Source organism: Halorubrum depositum (assembly GCF_007671725.1).
GTDB classification, from domain to species: Archaea; Halobacteriota; Halobacteria; order Halobacteriales; family Haloferacaceae; genus Halorubrum; species Halorubrum depositum.
In genome coordinates this window covers 1,278,919-1,297,493 of record NZ_VCNM01000001.1, presented here as the reverse complement: position 1 = coordinate 1,297,493, position 18,575 = coordinate 1,278,919, and the positions used below count along the sequence as shown (strand labels likewise).

The 18,575-nt window shown below is 68.6% G+C and carries 16 protein-coding genes; 6 read left to right on the top strand and 10 right to left on the bottom strand.

The window, feature by feature from the left end; genetic code table 11:
- Window positions 1-29: 29 nt before the first annotated feature.
- The 3 genes from FGM06_RS06695 to FGM06_RS06685 form a co-directional block, all read right to left on the bottom strand.
- Window positions 30-377, bottom strand: coding sequence for a cupin domain-containing protein (locus tag FGM06_RS06695; RefSeq protein WP_144798332.1), 348 nt, complete (start codon window positions 375-377; stop codon window positions 30-32).
- Window positions 374-1,162, bottom strand: a complete 789-nt coding sequence (locus tag FGM06_RS06690) for an SDR family oxidoreductase (protein ID WP_144798331.1) — start codon at window positions 1,160-1,162, stop codon at window positions 374-376. The genes FGM06_RS06695 and FGM06_RS06690 overlap by 4 nt, the downstream gene beginning before the upstream one ends.
- A 62-nt stretch (window positions 1,163-1,224) precedes the next feature.
- Complete coding sequence (locus tag FGM06_RS06685) at window positions 1,225-2,550, bottom strand: DUF362 domain-containing protein (protein ID WP_144798330.1); 1,326 nt, start codon at window positions 2,548-2,550, stop codon at window positions 1,225-1,227.
- A gap of 114 nt (window positions 2,551-2,664) precedes the next feature.
- Between FGM06_RS06685 and FGM06_RS06680 the strand changes: the two genes are divergently transcribed.
- The 3 genes from FGM06_RS06680 (at window position 2,665) to FGM06_RS06670 (ending at window position 6,305) form a co-directional block, all read left to right on the top strand.
- On the top strand, window positions 2,665-3,774 hold the full coding sequence (locus tag FGM06_RS06680; RefSeq protein ID WP_144798329.1) for a mandelate racemase/muconate lactonizing enzyme family protein: 1,110 nt from the start codon (window positions 2,665-2,667) through the stop codon (window positions 3,772-3,774).
- Window positions 3,775-3,802: 28 nt separating this feature from the next.
- Window positions 3,803-5,020, top strand: coding sequence for a mandelate racemase/muconate lactonizing enzyme family protein (locus FGM06_RS06675; RefSeq protein WP_144798328.1), 1,218 nt, complete (start codon window positions 3,803-3,805; stop codon window positions 5,018-5,020).
- 124 nt (window positions 5,021-5,144) lie between these two features.
- Window positions 5,145-6,305: an acyl-CoA dehydrogenase family protein gene (locus FGM06_RS06670; protein ID WP_144798327.1), complete on the top strand. Its 1,161-nt coding sequence runs from the start codon at window positions 5,145-5,147 to the stop codon at window positions 6,303-6,305.
- Between the two features lie 40 nt (window positions 6,306-6,345).
- Here FGM06_RS06670 and FGM06_RS06665 read toward each other — a convergent pair whose 3' ends face one another.
- Together FGM06_RS06665 and FGM06_RS06660 are read right to left on the bottom strand one after the other, a co-directional pair.
- A complete protein-coding gene (locus FGM06_RS06665) occupies window positions 6,346-7,305 on the bottom strand; it encodes a D-2-hydroxyacid dehydrogenase (protein ID WP_144798326.1) in 960 nt (319 codons plus the stop codon).
- An 88-nt stretch (window positions 7,306-7,393) separates the two neighbouring features.
- Window positions 7,394-8,644 (bottom strand): MFS transporter, encoded by a 1,251-nt coding sequence (locus tag FGM06_RS06660; protein WP_144798325.1) that lies wholly within the window; start codon window positions 8,642-8,644, stop codon window positions 7,394-7,396.
- 147 nt (window positions 8,645-8,791) lie between these two features.
- Between FGM06_RS06660 and FGM06_RS06655 the strand changes: the two genes are divergently transcribed.
- Entirely contained in the window at window positions 8,792-9,577 is a 786-nt protein-coding gene (locus FGM06_RS06655; protein ID WP_144798324.1) for an IclR family transcriptional regulator, read from the top strand.
- Between the two features lie 635 nt (window positions 9,578-10,212).
- Here the strand turns inward: FGM06_RS06655 and FGM06_RS06650 are convergent.
- Together FGM06_RS06650 and htpX are read right to left on the bottom strand one after the other, a co-directional pair.
- Complete coding sequence (locus tag FGM06_RS06650) at window positions 10,213-11,508, bottom strand: MFS transporter (RefSeq protein WP_144798323.1); 1,296 nt, start codon at window positions 11,506-11,508, stop codon at window positions 10,213-10,215.
- A 112-nt stretch (window positions 11,509-11,620) separates the two neighbouring features.
- On the bottom strand, window positions 11,621-12,493 hold the full coding sequence (gene htpX / locus FGM06_RS06645; protein WP_144798322.1) for a zinc metalloprotease HtpX: 873 nt from the start codon (window positions 12,491-12,493) through the stop codon (window positions 11,621-11,623).
- 147 nt (window positions 12,494-12,640) lie between these two features.
- Between htpX and FGM06_RS06640 the strand changes: the two genes are divergently transcribed.
- Both FGM06_RS06640 and FGM06_RS06635 read left to right on the top strand, forming a co-directional pair.
- Complete coding sequence (locus tag FGM06_RS06640) at window positions 12,641-13,579, top strand: NAD-dependent epimerase/dehydratase family protein (protein ID WP_144798321.1); 939 nt, start codon at window positions 12,641-12,643, stop codon at window positions 13,577-13,579.
- Window positions 13,580-13,771: 192 nt separating this feature from the next.
- The gene (locus FGM06_RS06635; RefSeq protein ID WP_144798320.1) at window positions 13,772-14,224 is read left to right on the top strand and encodes an OsmC family protein; all 453 of its coding nucleotides are present in this window, start codon (window positions 13,772-13,774) and stop codon (window positions 14,222-14,224) included.
- Between the two features lie 56 nt (window positions 14,225-14,280).
- Here FGM06_RS06635 and flaJ read toward each other — a convergent pair whose 3' ends face one another.
- The 3 genes from flaJ to FGM06_RS06620 form a co-directional block, all read right to left on the bottom strand.
- On the bottom strand, window positions 14,281-16,017 hold the full coding sequence (gene flaJ / locus FGM06_RS06630; protein ID WP_144798319.1) for an archaellar assembly protein FlaJ: 1,737 nt from the start codon (window positions 16,015-16,017) through the stop codon (window positions 14,281-14,283).
- Window positions 16,018-16,074: 57 nt separating this feature from the next.
- Window positions 16,075-17,748, bottom strand: a complete 1,674-nt coding sequence (locus tag FGM06_RS06625; RefSeq protein ID WP_144798318.1) for a type II/IV secretion system ATPase subunit — start codon at window positions 17,746-17,748, stop codon at window positions 16,075-16,077.
- A 73-nt stretch (window positions 17,749-17,821) separates the two neighbouring features.
- Window positions 17,822-18,574: an ATPase domain-containing protein gene (locus tag FGM06_RS06620; protein ID WP_144798317.1), complete on the bottom strand. Its 753-nt coding sequence runs from the start codon at window positions 18,572-18,574 to the stop codon at window positions 17,822-17,824.
- Window position 18,575: the final 1 nt, after the last annotated feature.

The window sequence follows — 18,575 nt, the reverse complement described above, 5'->3', positions numbered from 1 at the left end:
CCCCGTTTCGCGCGTTCGCTCCGTTCATCTCACTCCTCGCGGTCCGTCCAGAAGTCGAACGAGCGCCCGGGCGCGAACACGTCGAGGCCGACCGCGCGCTCGTCGCCGGTGTTCTCCACTCTGTGGGCCTCGTTGGACTCCAGCAAGACGGAGTCGTTCTTCTGGAGCGTCACTTCGTCGTCCTCGGTGGCGACCGTGAGCTCGCCCTCCAAGCAGAGGCAGACCTGCTCGTTCTCGTGGTCGTGCATCGGCGAGCTGTGTCCCGGCGGCTTCTCGAACCACTCGAAGGAGAACTGGTCGCTGCCGGCCATCGACACGCGCCGCCACCCCTTCTCGGGCTCGTACGTCTCCGCCTCGTCGAACGCGACCGGTCTCATAGGTTCGCCCCGGTCGAGCCGCCGTCGATCGGGAGCGCGGTGCCGTTGACGTAGCCGGACTTCGGCGACGAGAGGAACGCGACGGTGTTGCCGAGCTCCATCGGGTCGCCGATGCGCTCCAGCGGGTTCCCCGCCCAGTCGTCGAGCCCCTCCTCGTAGGAGTCGTAGTCGCCGCGCTCGACGGCGGCCTCGACGAGGTCGCGGATGCGGCTCGTCTCGTGAGGGCCGGGGAGGACGGCGTTCGCGCGTACCTCCGGCGCGAACTCCTTCGAGAGCGTCTTCTCTAACCCGATGACGCTCATCCGGACGGAGTTCGACAGCACGAGGCTATCGATGGCCTCCTTCACGCTCCGGGAGGTGATGTTGACGATGGTGCCGCCGTCGCCCTCCTTGAGGTGCGGGTACGACTCCCGCGCCAGCCGGACGACGCTCATCACGAGCAGGTCGTAGGCGTGCTGCCAGTCCTCGTCGTCGGTGTCGAGGAAGGCGCCCGACGGCGGGCCGCCCGCGCTCGTCACGAGGTGGTCGATCGTGCCGAACTCGTCGACCGTGGTCTCCACCAGGGCCGCCACCTCGTCGGCGTCGGTCAGGTCGGCCGGCTGCGCGACGACCTCGCCGGTCGCGACCGCCTCGACCTCCTCTTTCGCGGCCGCCAGTCGCTCCTCGTCGCGGCCGTTGATGACGACGTCGACGCCCTCGCGGGCCAACGCCTTCGCCGATGCCTTGCCGAGTCCGCTGGACGACGCCGTGACGAGGGCCGCGTTCCCGTCGATCTGTAGGTCCATGTCTCACTCATCCCGAGTGCGGCGTGAAAACGTTTCCCTAGAGGCAAGGGGCCGGGACCGCCCTACGCGCCCGAGCCGTCGTCGGCCGAGGCCTCGAACCCCGCCGTCCCGTCCTCGAACCCGACCGTCTCCCGGCCGACCACCGTCGCCGCCGCGGGGAGGTCGTCGACGCCGGCGTCGGAGACGCGGAGCTCCCCGAGGTCCTGCGTGTTCCGGATCCAGACGATGCGGACGGTCTCGGGGTCGTAGCCGCCGAGCGCCGCCAGCGCGGTCCGGAGCGCGAACTCGTCGTCCGGCGCCACCACGGGGAGCTTCGACTTCGCGAGCGACCCGCTGGTGAGCGCGTTCGCGTACGTCTTCTTCAGGTCCAGCTGGTCGACCGCGCTCCGCCGAGTGAGGTCCGCGAGCCCGATCCCGTTGCCGTTCCCCTTCGTCGCCTCGGTCAACCCCCGCACGTAGATGAGGTCGACGTCGGGCGTCTCCGGGTCGGGCGCGTTGAGGACGCGGTAGCGACCGATGACGTTCGTGTCCATCCCGGCGCCGGAGATCTCCTTGCCGATCTCGTCGACGACGAGGAGGTCGACGTCGTCGATCGGGAGCGTCGGCATCTCCTCGTACGCGCGCTCCAGCAGCTCCGGCTCGCGGTCGATGAACGAGCCCGCGGGGACGGCCTCCAGGTGCCCGACCTCCTCCTCGAAGTTCTCGACGAGCGCGATCCCGCCGAGGAGCGGCGTCTCGCGCTCGATGACGTCGAGCGCGGCCGTCAGCGCCTCGACGTACCCCTCGGCGATCGCCGTCGAGTGGAACGACTTCGCGCCGCGCTGCTTGCCCAGCCCGACGACGGTCATCTTCGCGAGCCCGCTCTCGACGGGTCCGGTGAAGTTGGTGTGCGCCTTCACGCGGTTCACGACGAGGACGGCGTCGGCCGCGAGCGCCGCCTCCGAGAAGTACACGGGGAGGTCGGCGTCGCCCACGGTCACCGTCGCCAGCTCCTCGGCTGCCATTCGGGCGTCGATCGGGGCGCCGACCGTCTCCTCGGTGACCCCGAGCGCTTCCAGCACCTCGCGTTGCCCCTCGGGGGTCGCGCCGCCGTGACTGCCCATCGCCGGCACCACCACGGGGTCGAGACCGCGCTCGGTGAGCCGGTCGACGACCGCCGCGGCGACCTCGTCGATGCGGTCGATCCCGCGGCTGCCGACCCCGACGGCCACGGTCGCGCCCGCGGGAAGGCCGTCGAGGTCGAGGTCGAGGTCGTCGAGCGCCTCGCGCGCCGCCCCGACGGGGTCGTCGAGGCGGTCGGTCTCCGGCTCGTACCGCACCCGCGCGAACCCCGGGAGCGGCTGCGGGTCGATGAGCCCGTCCACGTCGGATCGGTCGGGGAACTCCATGTGGGGCCCTCGCGGCCCCGATACAAAAGCTGCGGGTGAGCGGTCACGACCGCCGCGGCTGAGAGTGTTGCCGATACGGGGGTCTACTTGTACCCGTGTGACGCCGCTGCACGTATGCAGATAACCGAAGTCGAGTCGTTCCCGATCAAGCTGCCGCTGGAGTCGCCCGTCTCCTTCTCCAACCGGACGCTCACCTATCGGGACCACGCGATCACGTACGTGCGGACGGACACCGGCCACGAGGGTGTCGGCTACTCGCTGGGGTACGAGGGCGCCGGCCTCATCGCCGACGCGGTCGAGTCGCTGCTCGAACCGATCCTCGTCGGCGAGGACCCCCGCGACACCGAGCGCCTGTGGCACGAGATGTACGAGGGCAACGTCCAGATCGGCCGGACCGGCCTCTTCCTGCGCGCCATCTCCACCGTCGACATCGCGCTCTGGGACGTGAAGGCGAAGGCCGCCGACATGCCCCTCCACAAGCTACTGGGCGGCCACTCCGAGTCGGTCCCGTCGTACGCCAGCGGGGGCTACTACCGCGACGACAAGGGTCACGAGGCGCTCCGCGGCGAGATGCGGCGCTACCTCGACGAGGGCCACGACGTCGTGAAGATGAAGGTCGGCCGCCTCTCGGCCGGAGAGGAGGCCGAGCGCGTCGCCGCGGTGCGAGACGAGATCGGCGACGACCGAACCCTCCTGCTCGACGCCAACGGCGTCTGGGAGTCCAGCACGGAGGCGCTCCGCAACTGCCGGGCGTTCGAGCCGTACGACCCGTACTTCATCGAGGAGCCCGTGATGATCGACCGCGTCGACACGATGGCCGAGGTGAACGACGGGATCGACTACCCCGTCGCCACCGGCGAGCTGGAGGGAACGCGGCACAACTTCGCCCGGCTCGCCGACACGGGCGCGGCGACGATCCTCCAGCCCGACGTCACCGTCTGCGGCGGGGTGACGGAGTGGCTGAAGATCGCGAACCACGCCTCGGCGTACGACATTCAGATCGCGCCCCACTACAACTGGAACATCCACGCCTCCCTGCTCGGCGCCATCGAGAACGGCCTCTGGGTGGAGTACTTCTACCGCGACATGGATGTGAAGGCGTTCGACGACGTCGTCGCCGATCCCGTGAAGCCCGGCGACGACGGCACCATCGACCTCCCGGACCGCCCCGGTCACGGCGTCCCCTTGGACGAGGACGCGCTGGAGCGGTTCAGAGACGACTGACCCCGACGAATACCATTCAACCACACACATGCGAGACTACTCAGACCAGATCGACACCCGCGACCCGGACCGAGACGTACAGATCACGAACATCGACGCCTGCGTCGTCGAGGGGAACTTCGAGTGGAACCTGATCAAGGTGGAGACCGACGCCGGCGTCACCGGCATCGGCGAGTCGTACCGCGGCGGCGGCGTCCCGGAGCTCGTCGAGTACACGAACCGGTTCCTCATCGGCGAGAACCCGCTCGACGTCGAGCGCCTCGTGCGGTACATCTTCCAGGAGATGTCGGGCCACGGCGGCACGACCGGGAAGGTCGTCACCGCGGCCTCCGGCATCGAGATCGCGCTGCTGGACGCCGCCGGGAAGATCCTCGGCCTCCCGGTCTACCAGCTGCTCGGCTCGAAGTACCGCGACGAGGTCCGGCTCTACTGCGACTGCCACGCCGGCGAGGCGTACGCGGTGGAGGACGGCGCCACCGCCTACGCCGAGGCCGAGGCGTACTCCCCGGAGGCGTACGCCGCCGAGGCCGCCCGCGTCACCGACATGGGGTTCGAGGCGCTGAAGTTCGACCTCGACCTCCCCGCGGACAACGAGAACGACCCGTACAACGGGCGCCTGACGAACGCGGCGATCCGGGAGAAAAAGGAGATCGTCGCGGCCGTGCGCGAGGAGATCGGCTACGACGTCGACCTCGCGTTCGACTGCCACTGGGACTACTCCGTCGAGAGCGCGAAGCGGCTCGCCCACGAGTTAGAGGAGTTCGACCTGATGTGGTTAGAGGACCTGATCCCGCCGGAGAACATGGAGGCCCAGAAGGAGGTGACGAAGGCCACCCGGACGCCGGTCGCGACCGGCGAGAACCGGTTCCGCGTCTTCGAGCTGTCGGACCTGATCTACGAGCACGGCGTCGACGTCGTCACCCCGGACCCGGCCACGGTCGGCGGCCTCACGGAGACGATGCGGATCGCCGACCGCGCCGAGGAGAACTACATGCCGATGTCCCCGCACAACGTCTGTAGCCCGGTGGGGACGATGGCCTGCGTCCACCTCGGCGCGGCCACGCCGAACTTCGACCTCCTGGAGTACCACGCGCTGGAGGTCGACTGGTGGGACGACCTGCTGGCGCGCGACGAGCCGCTGATCGAGGACGGCCGCATCGAAGTCCCCGAGACGCCCGGCCTCGGGATCGAGCTGGACATGGACGTCGTCGAGGAGCACCTCCTCGAGGGGACCGACGGGTTCTGAGGCGGTTTCGGTCGCCTTCGCGGGGCCGACCTCGGGCACCCCTCGGCGCCCGTGGCGACGCCCGATCCCGACCGCTCGGCCGCCGAGAGTATACTTATTTATCCTTGGGATCGCAAGCGATCGTATGCTCGATTACTTCGACATGGAGTCGACCCTGTCCGAGGAGGAGCGGATGCTCGTCGACTCCGCCCGGTCGTTCATCGACGGCGAGGTCGACGACATCGGCCAGCACTGGATCGACGGCACGTTCCCCGAAGAGCTCATCCCGAAGATGGGCGAGATGGGATTCTACGCGCCGAACCTGGAGGGGTACGGCCTGCCGGGCGTCAGCGAGACGGCGTACGGCCTGCTGATGCGCGAGCTGGAGGCGTGCGACTCCGGGCTCCGCTCGATGGCGAGCGTGCAGGGCGCGCTGGTGATGTACCCGATCCACGCGTTCGGCAGCGACGAGCAGAAGGAGGAGTGGCTGCCGAAGCTCGGCACCGGCGAGGCGGTCGGCTGCTTCGGACTCACGGAGCCGGAGCACGGCTCGAACCCCTCCGCGATGGAGACGCGCGCCGAGGCCGACGGTGACGATTACGTCTTGAACGGCTCGAAGACGTGGATCACGAACTCCCCGATCTCGGACGTCGCCGTCGTCTGGGCGAAGGACCACACCGAGGACGGCACCCCCGTCCGCGGCTTCCTCGTCGAGACCGACCGCGACGGCGTCACCACCAACAAGATCGACGAGAAGCTCAGCCTGCGCGCGTCGATCACGGGCGAGATCAGTCTCCAGGACGTGCACGTTCCCGCCGAGAACGTCCTCCCCGAGGTGACGGGGATGAAGGGGCCGCTGTCCTGTCTGACGCAGGCCCGCTACGGCATCGCGTGGGGCGCGGTCGGCGCCGCGCAGGACTGCTTCGAGGTCGCTCGGCAGTACGCCACCGACCGCGAGCAGTTCGGCAAGCCGATCGGCGGCTTCCAGATGCAACAGCAGAAGCTCGCGGAGATGGCGACGCAGATCACGCTCGCGCAGCTGCTCGCCCACCGGCTCGCGGACCTCAAGGAGGCGGGCGAGATGCGGCCGCAGCACGTCTCGATGGCCAAGCGCAACAACGTCCGGACCGCCCGCGACCAGTCGCGGATCGCCCGCGAGATGCTCGGCGGCAACGGGATCACCGCCGACTACTCGCCGATGCGCCACATGACGAACATGGAGACGGTGTACACCTACGAGGGCACCCACGACATCCACACGCTGATCCTCGGCGAGGACCTCACCGGGATGCAGGCGTACCAGTAACGCTCTCTCCCGCTCTCCCCCGATTCGGCCGCTCTCTCGCCTACGCGACCTGATTCCTCAGCCCCTCGTACTCGCCGGTCTCGCCGACCCGTTCGAGGTTCTCGACGACGATGTCGGCGCACCGCTCCCAGTACTTCGGCGTGTGGCCCGCGACGTGCGGGGTCAGGAAGACGTTCTCGAACCCCCACAGGTCGTGGTCGCTCGGGAGCGGCTCGGGGTCGGTGACGTCGAGCGCGGCGCCGTGGAGCGCGTTCGCCCGGAGCGCGTCCACGAGAGCCGACGTGTCGATCACGCCGCCGCGCGCGACGTTGACGACGATCGCGTCCGTCGGCAGCGCGGCGAGCTCGGCCTCGCCGACCAGCCCCTCGGTCGTCTCGGTGAGGGGACACGCGAGGACGAGCACGTCCGTCCCCGGCAGCACGTCGGCGAGGTCGTCGTACCCGACCACCTCGTCGGTCGGGCCGCCCTTCGCGACGGTGTGGCGGACCCCGATCGTGTCGACGTCGAACCCGCGGAACCGCTCGACCACGGCCTCGCCGATAGAGCCGAGGCCGACGACGGTCACGGTGCTGCCGGCGAGCTCGGTGAACGACTGGAAGCGGCGCCACTCTCGGCGCCGCTGGCGGCGGCGCCCCTCGTCGAGCCGCCGCGCGAACGTCAGCACCGAGCCGAGCACGTGTTCGGCGATGCACGGCCCGTGGACCCCGGAGGCGTTCGTCACCGCGACGCCGCGCTCGGCGAGCGCGTCCAGCGGGAGGTGGTCGACGCCGGCGGCGTTGCACGCGAACAGCCGCAGGTTCTCGGCGGCCGCCACCTCCTCGGCGTCGATGTACTTCCCGGCGATCACCGTCGCCTCCCGCAGGTAGCGGTCGTGCTCGTCGGGCGTGGCCGCGAGCCGCACCTCGCGGTCCGGGAGGCGGCGGTCGAGTATCTCCGCGTAGTCGGCCGCCGGGATCCCGTGCGCGTCGTCGTCGAGCACCGCGACGTCGATGGTGGACATGGTCCACGCGTCGCGGTCGGCCGATAAAGTACCCGTGGGTGCCGGTGGTCGGGGTCGCGGGTCGACGCCGCGGGGTCGCCTCCGAGCGCTACTCCCCCATCCGGATCGGCGGCGACGCGCTCATCAGGAGGAGGCAGACGATTCCGACGCCCCCGCCGAGCAGGCCCGTGCCGACCCCGACCGCGCGGACCGCCGTCTCGAACCCGAGCGGTCCGGTCGCGACCGCGACGGCGACGCCCATGAACACCGGAGTCGCCGTCGCCGCCGCGCGCCCGCTCCCCTCGCCGAGGCTGACGAGTCCGCCCCGCAGGTCCGCGGGCGGGAGCGTCGTGATGACGCTCCGGTAGATGGAGAGCACGAGCCCGAACCCGATCCCCATGAAGGCGACGCCGACGGCGGCGACCGGGAGCGACGGGGCGAGGAAGGCCAGCGCGAGACCGGCCCCCATCGACAGGTTCGTGGCGACGAGCGGGTAGAGCCGGTCGTCGAACACGTCGGCGATCCGGCCGGCCTGCGTCGCCGCGAGCGCGTACGTGAGGCTCGCGAGCGCCGCGAGCGCCCCCGCCTCCGCCGGCGTGTAGCCGAGGACGTTGACGACGAGGATCGAGTTGTACGTGAGGAAGCCGAACCACGCGACGTTCGCGCTCCCCCGCGCGACGACCATCGTCCACGCCCGGCGGTGCGCGACCAGCGCGCGCATGTCGCCGAGCTGCGCCCGGAGCCCCGCCTCCGACCCCTCGTCGGCCGCCTCGTCGAGCGGCTCCTCGAAGTACAGGTAGACGACCGCCGCGATCGGGAAGGCGACGGCGTACAGCAGGAACGGGTACTGCCACGCCATCCCGACGAGGACGCCCGCGGCCAGCGGGAACGCCGTCTGCGAGAGCCCCGAGCCGGTGAACCGGAGCCCCTGTGCGGTCGCCTCCTTCGTCCCCGCGTACAGGTCGCCGAGGCTGGTGATGATGATCGGCGTGAGCGCGGCGAAGCCGATCCCCTGGAGCGCGCGGAGGGCGAGCGCCGCGGCGAACGTGGAGACGAAGGCGATGGCGGTCCCGGTGAGCCCGAACCAGACGAGTCCGAAGATCAGCACCGGGCGCCGCCCGTACCGGTCGGAGATCACGCCCGCGATCGGGATGACGACGATCGACGGCGCGGTGAACGCCGACATCATGAGCCCGATGTTCGCCGTCGACGCGCCCAGCGGCTCGACGAGCGAGCCGAGCACCGGCGAGAGGAGCGCGGTGCCGAGCGGCGGGAGCACGTTGATGAGCAGCAGGAGCTGGAAGGGCCGCTCCCGGACGATCCCCGAGTCGGCTCCCGCGATCGACGAGAACGATACCACGCTTGGCCGCAGACGGTCGCCCGAATTAAACCTACGCGTTGGGGCAGTCGGCCGCGTGTCGGCGCGTCGCCGCCGGCGACGGCCGCGACCGTCAGTACGCGTTCGACGGAATCGAACGCTTATGTGGCCGGAGTCCGACGCGTGTGTATGGACGAACGGCCGACAGGCGCCGACGAGCCGGAACGAGACGCGGTACGGACCGCCGAAACGATGTTCGACGTCGTGCAACGGCTCGTCGACAACGACGGCGCGTCGCTGGCCGAGCTGGCGGCCGAGCTCGACTACGCGAAGAGCACGGTGCACCGCCACCTCCACACGCTGGAGGACCTCGGCTACGTCGTCCGGCGCGACGGCGGCTACCACGTCGGGCTCCGGTTCCTCGAGGTCGGCGTCACGGCCCGGAGCAGCTACCGCGGGTACGACCTCGTCCGCCAGAAAGTCGAGGAGATCGCGGCGGTCACCGGGGAGCGGGCTCAGTTCTTCGTCGAGGAACACGGGAAGGCGGTGTACCTCGCGCGGGCCGTCGGGGACCAAGCGGTCCGCACCGACCCCGGTATCGGCAGTCGCATCCCCCTGTACGCGGCGTCGGCCGGGAAGGCGATCCTCGCCGAGCTGCCCGAGTCAGAGCTGTCCGACATGTTCGAACGCATGTCGTTCGATCCGGTGACGGAACACACCATCACCGACCCGGACGAGCTCCGCGCGGAGATCGAGGCGGGGCGCGAGCGCGGCTACTTCTTCAACAGGGAGGAGTCGCTTCGCGGGACCCACGCCGTCGGCGTCGCCATCTGCGGCCCCGACGGCGAGGTGATCGGCGGGCTCAGCGTCACCGGGCCCTCTCATCGCCTGAACGGGGACCGACTCGAGTCCGAGATACCGGATCTCCTCCTCGGCGCGGCGAACGAACTCGAACTCAACATCGCGCACTCGTAGCGCCGGACTGAGGCCGTTCGCGGCCGTTTCTCCGTTCGACGTGCTCGAATGCGATGGTCCGCCGTCCGACGACCGCCCGCCTGCGCTCCGTCGCGGCTTCGACTAACACGAGTACTGTTGTTATTCTGACCTCACTCGGACGCCGACCGTTTCCAGCGAGGGCCGATCCGCGCCCGCGTATCTCGACCGAAGCTCCGCCACGAGAATATAACTACAATCTGATGTATCGAAAATACGCTCACATCTCGTAAACTTCGTACTAGCTCGTTCCGCGAGCGCTCGCCGGTGGAGAGGCCGTCGCACGCGTTCCCGGAGTGCGTCGGCATCGATCACGGACGCCTCACGGCGGCGCTTTGAAGTGACAGATCGATCTATTATCCATGTTTTATTTAAATATTGCCGCCCCATCCCGATTTCATCCGAGCGTTCGATTCATTCTGCCGAGCCCGCTCGCCCCGTTCGTTCGAAGAGCGAGTCGGACTCTCACCGTCTGCTCGCGGACTCATCTCGGATCTCCTGTCTCCGGTCGTACTCTATCGGCCTATGCCTCAAAATGAGTGAGTGTATGTAGTTTTGGTACTATCTCGAACTATCGCGGGATCACCGACCGGGACGGCGGAAGCGCGTCCGGGGCTTCACCGACCGCCCGCGCTCGGTCGCCGTCGCTCTCGGACGGCGAGCCAGACGGCGCTGCAGAAGGCGAGGCCGACGGCGACCGTCGTGAGCGAGAAGGCGATCCGGTAGCCGAGCTCGGTGTAGGCGACGGCCCCGGAGACGACGTCGCCCGTCCGGTAGCCGTCGAGGACGAACCCCATGGCCGTCGGGAGGACCGCGCCGCCGACGAATCCGGCCCCGTTCACGGTCGCCGTGGCGACCCCGCTCGCGCCGGCCGGGTACTTCTCCTTGATGATCGGGAGCGCGAGCATGACGAACCCGAGGCTGAACCCGATCAGGAAGAACGTCGCGCCGACGACGGGAAGCGGCGGGTCGCCGAAGACGGGGACGACTCCGAGCACGAGCGTGAACAGACCGAGTCCGGCGATCATCGGGCCCAGACGCGTCCCGAGCCGATCCGAGACGCGCCCCGTCGCCGGCGCGCCGAGCAGCATGCCGATCGCCCCGACGAGCGTGAACGACGAGGCGGTCGTCACGTCGAGCCCGTAGACGACGACGAGATACGGGACGCCCCACAGGCCGATCACGGTGAGGATCGAGCCCATCGCCGAGAAGAACACGACCGAGAGCAGCCACTGGTCGGGGTCGGACAGCAGCGCGCGCAGGTGCCCGACGGTCTCGTCGAGCGTTATCGACGGCTGCTCCGGGACGTTCTCGATCGGGTCGAGCCCGGCGTCGCGCGGCGATCGACGCACGAGCGCGAAGACGGCCACGGCCGCGAGGAAGCCGACGGCCGCGAGCGCGAGCACCGTCGGACGCCAGCCGACGCGGTCGATGGCGACCGCCAGGGGCACCGTGGCGAAGATCGCGCCGAGCCCGGCGATACCGGTCGTCACGCCCGTCATCGTCGCGAACTCGTCGACGCGGAACCAGTTCGCGCAGAAGCGGAGCGTGGAGACGAAGATCACACCGCTCCCGAGCCCGATCGCCCCGCGGAAGAGGAACGCCGAGAGGTAGCTCCCGCTGAGCGTGAAGCCGATCGCGCCGACGCTGAGCACGACCGCGCCCGCGGCCCCGACGTACCGCGCGCCGTACCGGTCCGCCAGCACGCCGGTCGGGATCTGGACGGCGGCGTAGATGATGAAGAAGGAGGCGTGCAGCGTCCCGAGCTGCGCCGCCGTGATGCCGAACGCGTCGATCAGCTGCTCGGACAGCACCGCCGTCGAGAGCCGGTGCACGTTGACGAGCAGGAAGACGACCGCGAGCGACCCCCACCCGAGCCAGCGTCGCTTCGTCGGATCGGCGAGCAGACCCATGGCTGCCGTGCTCGGCCCGACGACAAAAACGGCGCACTTCGCGTTCGCGTTTGCCGGGTCCGGACGGCTCACCCGACCGGCCGCCGGACCGCGACCGATCGATCCCGCCGACTCAGGCGGTCTCCATCTCGCGTTCGAGCTCGCGGAGCCGCTCGACGCGGTTCTCGGTCGACGGGTGCGTCGAGGCGATCTTGCCGATGAAGCCGGAGCGGATCGGGATGATGAAGAACGCGTTCATCTCCGCCTCCTGCCGGAGGTCCTCCTCCGGGACGCGGTCCATCCGCCCGTCGATAGTCATCAGGGCCGACGCGAGCGCGCCGGGCTTCCCCGTGATCAGCGCGGCGCCGCGGTCGGCGGTGTACTCGCGGTACCGCGAGAGCGCCCGGATCAGCAGGAACGAGACGATCCAGACGAGGATCGAGACGACGATGGCGACGATGACCGGCGCGCCCTGTCGGTTGTTCCCGCTGAACAACCATCCCCATCGGACGATGAAGAAGGCGATCGTCGAGAGGAACGAGGCGATGGTCATCACCATCACGTCGCGGTTCTTCACGTGCGCGAGCTCGTGCGCGAGCACGCCGTCGAGCTCGTCCTCGTCTAACGACCGAAGCAGCCCGGTCGTCACCGCGACGGTCGCGTTCTTCTTGTTCCGGCCGGTCGCGAACGCGTTCGGCACCTGCGTGTCCGCGACGGCGACCGTCGGCTTCGGGAGGTCGGCCTGCTGGCTCAGGCGTTCGATCCGGCGGTGGAGGTCCGGGTACTCGTCGGCGCTCACCTCGCGGGCGCCCATGCTCCGCAGGGCGAGCTTGTCGCTGAAGAAGTACTGGGCGAACGAGAACGCGCCGAACATCGCGAGCGTGAAGATGATCCCGACATTGAACACCTCGATGAGGACGCCGATGAACACGACGTAGAGGGCGAACAGCAGGAACATCGTGAACCCCATGCGTCCACGGAGTCCCCAGTCGGTCTTCCATTCCATACTCCGGGTTTACCGTTCGCCGGATTAAAGCCTGCCGGGGTTCCCGGCAGGCCGCCGCGGCCGTGCGGTCGCCCGACGACGATCGGTCCCGCCCGCCCGCGACGCGACGACGGTGCGCTTTTCCCCCGCCGCGGGCGACCCGCACGCATGGAGACCGTCCTCGTCACCGGCGGCCGCGGCGCCTCCGGGCGCTGGGTCGTCGACCGACTCGCCGGCGACCACGAGGTCGTCGTCGTCGACTACGACCACCCGGGCCTCGACGCCGACCCGGCCCCGCACGTCTCGTTCCGCGCCGCCGACCTCGCCGACCGCGGGGAGGCGCTCGACGTCGTCCACGCGGTCGACCCCGACGCGGTCGTCCACTGGGCGGCGATCCCGGTCGCGGGCACCCACCCCGACGGGCGCGTGTTCGAGACGAACGTTCACGCCGCGAAGAACGTCCTCGACGCCGCCGGCCGCGCCGACGCCCGGATCGTGCAGGCGTCGAGCGACGGCGCGTACGGCTTCTTCTTTGCCGACCCGACGCCGTTCCCGGACGAGCTCCCGATCACCGAGGATCACCCTCTCCGCCCCGAGGACCCGTACGGGCTCTCGAAGGTGACGGCGGAAGCGGCCGCCGGCGCGGTCGCGCGCCGCGAGGGCGTCCCCGCGGTCTCGATCCGACCGTCGTGGATCCAGTTCCCCGGCGCGTACGCCTGCCGGAGCGACGGGTACGTCGACGACCTCGACGCCGGCGCCGGCAACTTCTGGTCGTACGTCGACGCCCGCGACGTCGCCGACCTCGTCGCCGCCGCGCTCGCGGGGACGGGAGGGTCGGACCCGGCCGTGACGTCCGGCGCCCACGAGGCGGTCAACTGCGTCGCGGCCGACAACGCGCTCGGTCGCCCCCTGCTCGACCTCCTGCGCGAGTCGTACGGAGAGATCCCGGCCGACTGCGCGATCGACGGCAACGTCCTCTCCGAGGGCGACGACCGAGGCGCGTACGCGGTCGCGAAGGCCGAGCGGCTGTTCGGGTGGAATCCGAGTCGGTCGTGGCGCGAGGCGGCGGACGAGGAGGTGCCCGAGCCGACGCTGTTCGAGGGGTAGCCAGCAGCGAACGCTCTGCTCCGCTCTCAATACTTGCCGCGATGAACGACCTCTGACAGGTCCCAAGATACGCAGTATCGATAGTATGAGCCGCTTTCGACGGCGAATCGGCTGACCAACGAACGTCACGGACGTCAGCGTATATGCCCACTGCCGGTCGCTTGAAGCGGTGACGTCCCGTCGAATGAATCTATGAGCGAGGCAGGTCACACCGAGCGGTTCGCAGTATCGGCCGAGAGCGAGAGCGAAACGAAGACGGTCGTCGAGGCACGCGAGTTCGCGTTCGTCGTCGATGAGCCGTCGTCGCTCGGGGGGACGAACGACGGACCGAACCCCGTCGAATACCTCATCGGTGCGTGGGCCGGCTGTCTCAACGTCGTGGTGCACACCGTCGGCGAAGAGCGCGGAATCGACCTCGAAAACGTCTCGATAGATATCGAAGGCGACCTCGACCCCCGGAAATTCCTGGGCATCGACGAGGACCCCCGAGCGGGATATCAGGAGATCGACGTGCGCATCGAAGTCGAGTCCGACGCCGACGAGGAAGCGCTGGAGGCGTTGGCCGCGGAAGTCGAGCAGCGGTGTCCGGTCGGCGACAACATCGAAAATCCGACTCCGACAAACGTGGCTATCGAAGCGGCTTGAGACGCGGCTACCGAACCGGTACGACCAGTCACGCGACGCGAGCGCTCTGTCCGACGTTAAATCGATAAGATCGCGTTCACCAGCGTCCGGGTCGCGATCGCCGTCGCCGCGCCGAGCCACGTCAGCAGGACGAAGTGGATGTACCCGTTCGCGGGGTTGCCGCCGTCGATCCGCCGGATCATCTGCGAGGAGAGCGCGGCGTTGAACAGAACCACCGTGAGCAGCAGGTACTCGATCAGCGGGATGTCGTACGCGCCGGGGTAGACGATCTGGCCGATGTCCATCTGTTCAAGTCCGAAGTCGGCCGTGAGATCCGCCAAGATCGCGACGATCTCCAACCCGATGAAGAAGGCGAACGTCGCCGCCGCCGTGATCCCGTACAGCAGCCCGATGAACGTCATCGCCGCCTGCCGCCGCTGCTCGCGGAGCTGGTTCACGGCGTTCATGTTCTTCGATATCAGCTCGCCGAGCATCTTCGGGTCCCCGCCCATCCGCCGGCCGACGAGGTACATCTCGGAGAACTTCTGGATGAGGTACGACCGCGTGTCGTACGTGAACTGCTCCCATGCGCCCTCGGTGCTGATGCGCATGTTGAGCCGGCGGTAGAGGCGCTCGATGGCGGGCGAGAGGTCGCCGAAGTTCTTGTCGCGCAGCGTCGTCAACACGTCCGTCGTCGTCGACTGCTTGGCGCTCTCGGTGGCCCCGAGCGCCCGGACGAAGGAGGGGAACTCGCCGTCGCGGGCCGTGATCATCCGTTCCTCCTTCCGGAGGACGATTCCGGTGACGATCAGCGGCGAGATGGGGACCGCGAGGTACAGCGGGAGCCGGACGTCGTCGACGAACCAGAGCAGGCCGGGGAGCCCGGGGCCGTAGCCGAACATCCCGGCCGCGGTGATCCCGATGATCAGGAAGGAGAGCCCGCCGCCGACCCCGAGCGACGCCCACAGCTTCAGGTCGCCCGGCGCGCGCTCCTCCGGGTGGAACCAGATCGGGTCGTACGGGGAGGTCGCCCGGATCATCGCGTAGAAGCCGAGCTGGACGAAGACGAACAGGACGATGACGGCCGCCACCGTCGCCGTCGGGTCGTTCCCGGTGAGGATCGGGAGGACGATGGCGAAGACGAGGGCGAACGTCATCGAGAGGATCATCGACATGTACAGGTCCTTCATCACCTCTAAGTTCGCCAGCGAGGACTCGTACACCGTCTCGTACTTCGCGAGCATGACGTCCTGCTCGGAGACGAGGAACTCCTCTAGCGACTGGCCCGCCCCCATCGTGTAGCCGAGGCGGTCGAAGAAGTCGGCCATCGCGTCGGAGGGGACCTCCTCGGCCCGCCGGCGACACGCGTCGTCGAGGCTCTGGTTCCACGTGTCGACGAGGTGGACGACGCGGGCGATCTCCTCGGCGGCGACCCCGTACTCCTCCTCGTTCGCCAAGGTCCGGAACACCTCCATGCGGTCGATGTTCGTCGTCGACAGCACGGTCATGTGCGTCATCACGAGGTGGAGCTGGTTGTCGATCTGGTTCTCTAAGCTGGAGAGGTAGATCTTCGGGTAGATCACCGCCGCGACCAGCACGAGCCCGCCGAACATCGGGACGGGGACCCGCGCCGCGAACGGCAGGGGGAGGACGAACAGGCCGACGACGCTCGCGGCGAAGACGAGCACCGCGGGGAGCAACACGAGCCCGACGTACTTCCGCTTCGAGATGTCGAGCCTGTCGTACGACTCCATGACCGCCGAGGTCAACTCGGCCGCGGTCGCGAGCCCGTTGCCGACCCCTTTCACCGACATGCTACCGTACGACCCCCTTCATCTCCGCCGTCCCGGTCGACTCGACCATCGCCGCGATCACCTGACGTTCCGGTGCATGTCGAAGGGGAGCCCCTCGACGCCGTCGCGCTGGAAGGAGTTGATCGCGTCGTTCACCTCGTGGTAGCCCAAGATGCCCTCCTGGATCATCCGCTCGATGAGCTCCGCGCGGAACTCCAGGTCGTCGTAGATGTCGCGGGTGTCGGCGTAGCCGAGCAGCGTCGCGATCTGCTCTTCGAGCACGTAGGAGTTGTTCATCCCCTGGAAGACGATCTCGTCTTCGACGGGGTCCCAGCTGAACACCTCGCGGGTGACGACCCCCTCCATCTCCTTGGAGTACCCCTCGATCTCTTGGACGCTCGTCACCCGGCGCAACACCTTGTCGCCCTGCTTCACCCGGTTCTGGAACAGCGCCACGTCCGCGTTGTCCATGAACGTCTCCGGCACGTTGATCGGCTCGGAGGTGAACCGCTGGATCATCGAGACGATGTCCGACGCGTGGAACGTCAGCATGACCGGGTGGCCGGTCTGGGCCGCCTGGAACGCCATGCGCCCCTCGGCGCCCCGGACCTCGCCTACGATGATGTAGTCGGGACGCGACCGTAGCGCCGCGGCGACCAGATCGAACATGTCGACGTCGGAGCTGCCCTCGCCGCCCCCCTCGCGGGTCAGCAGCTGCTGCCAGGTGCTGTGCGGCGGGATGACCTCGGCGGTGTCCTCCGCGGTGTATATCTTCGAGTCGTCGGGGATGTACGAGAGGATGGCGTTCAGCGTCGTCGTCTTCCCGGACGCCGTCTCCCCGACGACGAACACCGTCTGCTCGTTCTCCAGACAGAGCCAGAGGTACGCCGCCAGCTGCGGCGACAGCGTCCCCCAGTTGGTGATCTGGTTGATCGACAGCGGCACCTCGTCGCCCTGTCGGATCGTGAGCGAGGACCCCTTCAGCGAGACGTCGTCGGAGTAGATGATGTTGATACGCGATCCGTCCGGCAGCGTGGAGTCGACGATGGGGTCGGAGTCGGAGAGCGGGTCGCCGATCCGCTCGCCCATGTTGCGCAGCCAGTTGTCGAACTCCCCTTTGGTGCCGAAGTCGACGGTCGTCTCCAGCATGCCGAAGGTGCCGTGGTCGACGTGGCACTCCTTCGGGCCGATGACGTGGATGTCCTCGTTGGCCGGGTCGCGCATCACCGGTTCGAGGGGGCCGAGCCCGACGATGTCGCGGTTGAGCCGGTAGCGGATGTTCTCGTACGTCTCCTCCGTGACGGAGAGCCTCCCGAAGTTCCGGATCTTCGAGAGCCCGCGGCGCCACCCGGTGGTCCCGTCGTCGACGTGGGTCACCTCCTCTAACAGCTCCTCGATGAGGTCGTCGTACTCCGCCTCCGAGTCGGGAGCGCTGTGCTGGCCGCTCGCGGAGAGCAGCCGGCTCTTCACCTGATTGAGGATCTCGGCCTGCGGGCCGGACACCTCCGGTTCGATGGCGTAGTACTTCGTGTCCTGCCCGAGGTCGCCGTAGATGTGGCTGTAGATCGGCCCGCCGACGGGGTAGATGACGTTCGGGCGGTTCGACTCGTACTCGTCTTTCGGCTCCTCGATGAACTGCGGGAACTCCCCCGTGATCTGCTTGAACTCCCGGAGGTGTTCCCGGAGGTGCGGCCGCCGCATGGCGGCCTTCCGGAGCTCTTCCGACGGTTTCGCGGTTCCGTGTTCGGTCATGGTCTCCTCTCTGCTCCGTCGTTCGCCTCTCGTCCGCCCGAGACGGCGGTCCCGTCGCAGACGGTCGGCGCCATCACGCGACGCTGCGGCTCTCGATCACGATTCCGGTGCCCGACCGGACCGAGAACCCGATCGTGTCCCCGACCTGTTCGCCCATCCCCGCGAAGCGCTTCACGTTGATCTGCCGGCGGATGTCGTTGCCGACCTCGATCATCTCCAGCTGGAGGAACACGTCCGCGATCGACCGGAACGGGCCGATGGCGTCGTCGTCGACCGCCGAGGGGTCGACGGTGAGCACGACGACCTTCCCCTGCGAGATGATGTCGCGGAAGAAGGAGATGATCTCCAGTGCGGCCTGCCGCTCCTCGTTCTTCCGGACGAGCGCCTCGAACGTCGGGTCGTTCCGGAAGATGGCGTCGAACGTGTCGAGGAAGACGACGTCGGAGTTCCACATCGCCTCGGCGTTCATCAGTCGCTTGAGTAGCTCCTTTCGCTCGCCGTCGCCGTCGGAGAACGCGCCCCCGGAGTCGAAGTCGGCGTGGAGGAAGAGCAGCTCCTCGTTCAGGAGCGGCTTCACCATGTCGTACTCCAGCGAGTGCATCTGGTCGATGAACCCGCGGACGGTGAGCTCCGTCGACATCATCGTGACGGACGCCCCCTCCTCGACGAGCCCGTAGGCGAACCGCTGGGAGATGGCGCTCTTGCCGGCGCCGTAGTCGCCCTCCATGAGGACGATGCTGCCGCGGGGGATCCCCCCGCCGAGCTCCTTGTTCAGCCGGTCGCGCTCGCCGAGTCCGATCGAGAGCAGGTTGTCGGTGCGGGGCATC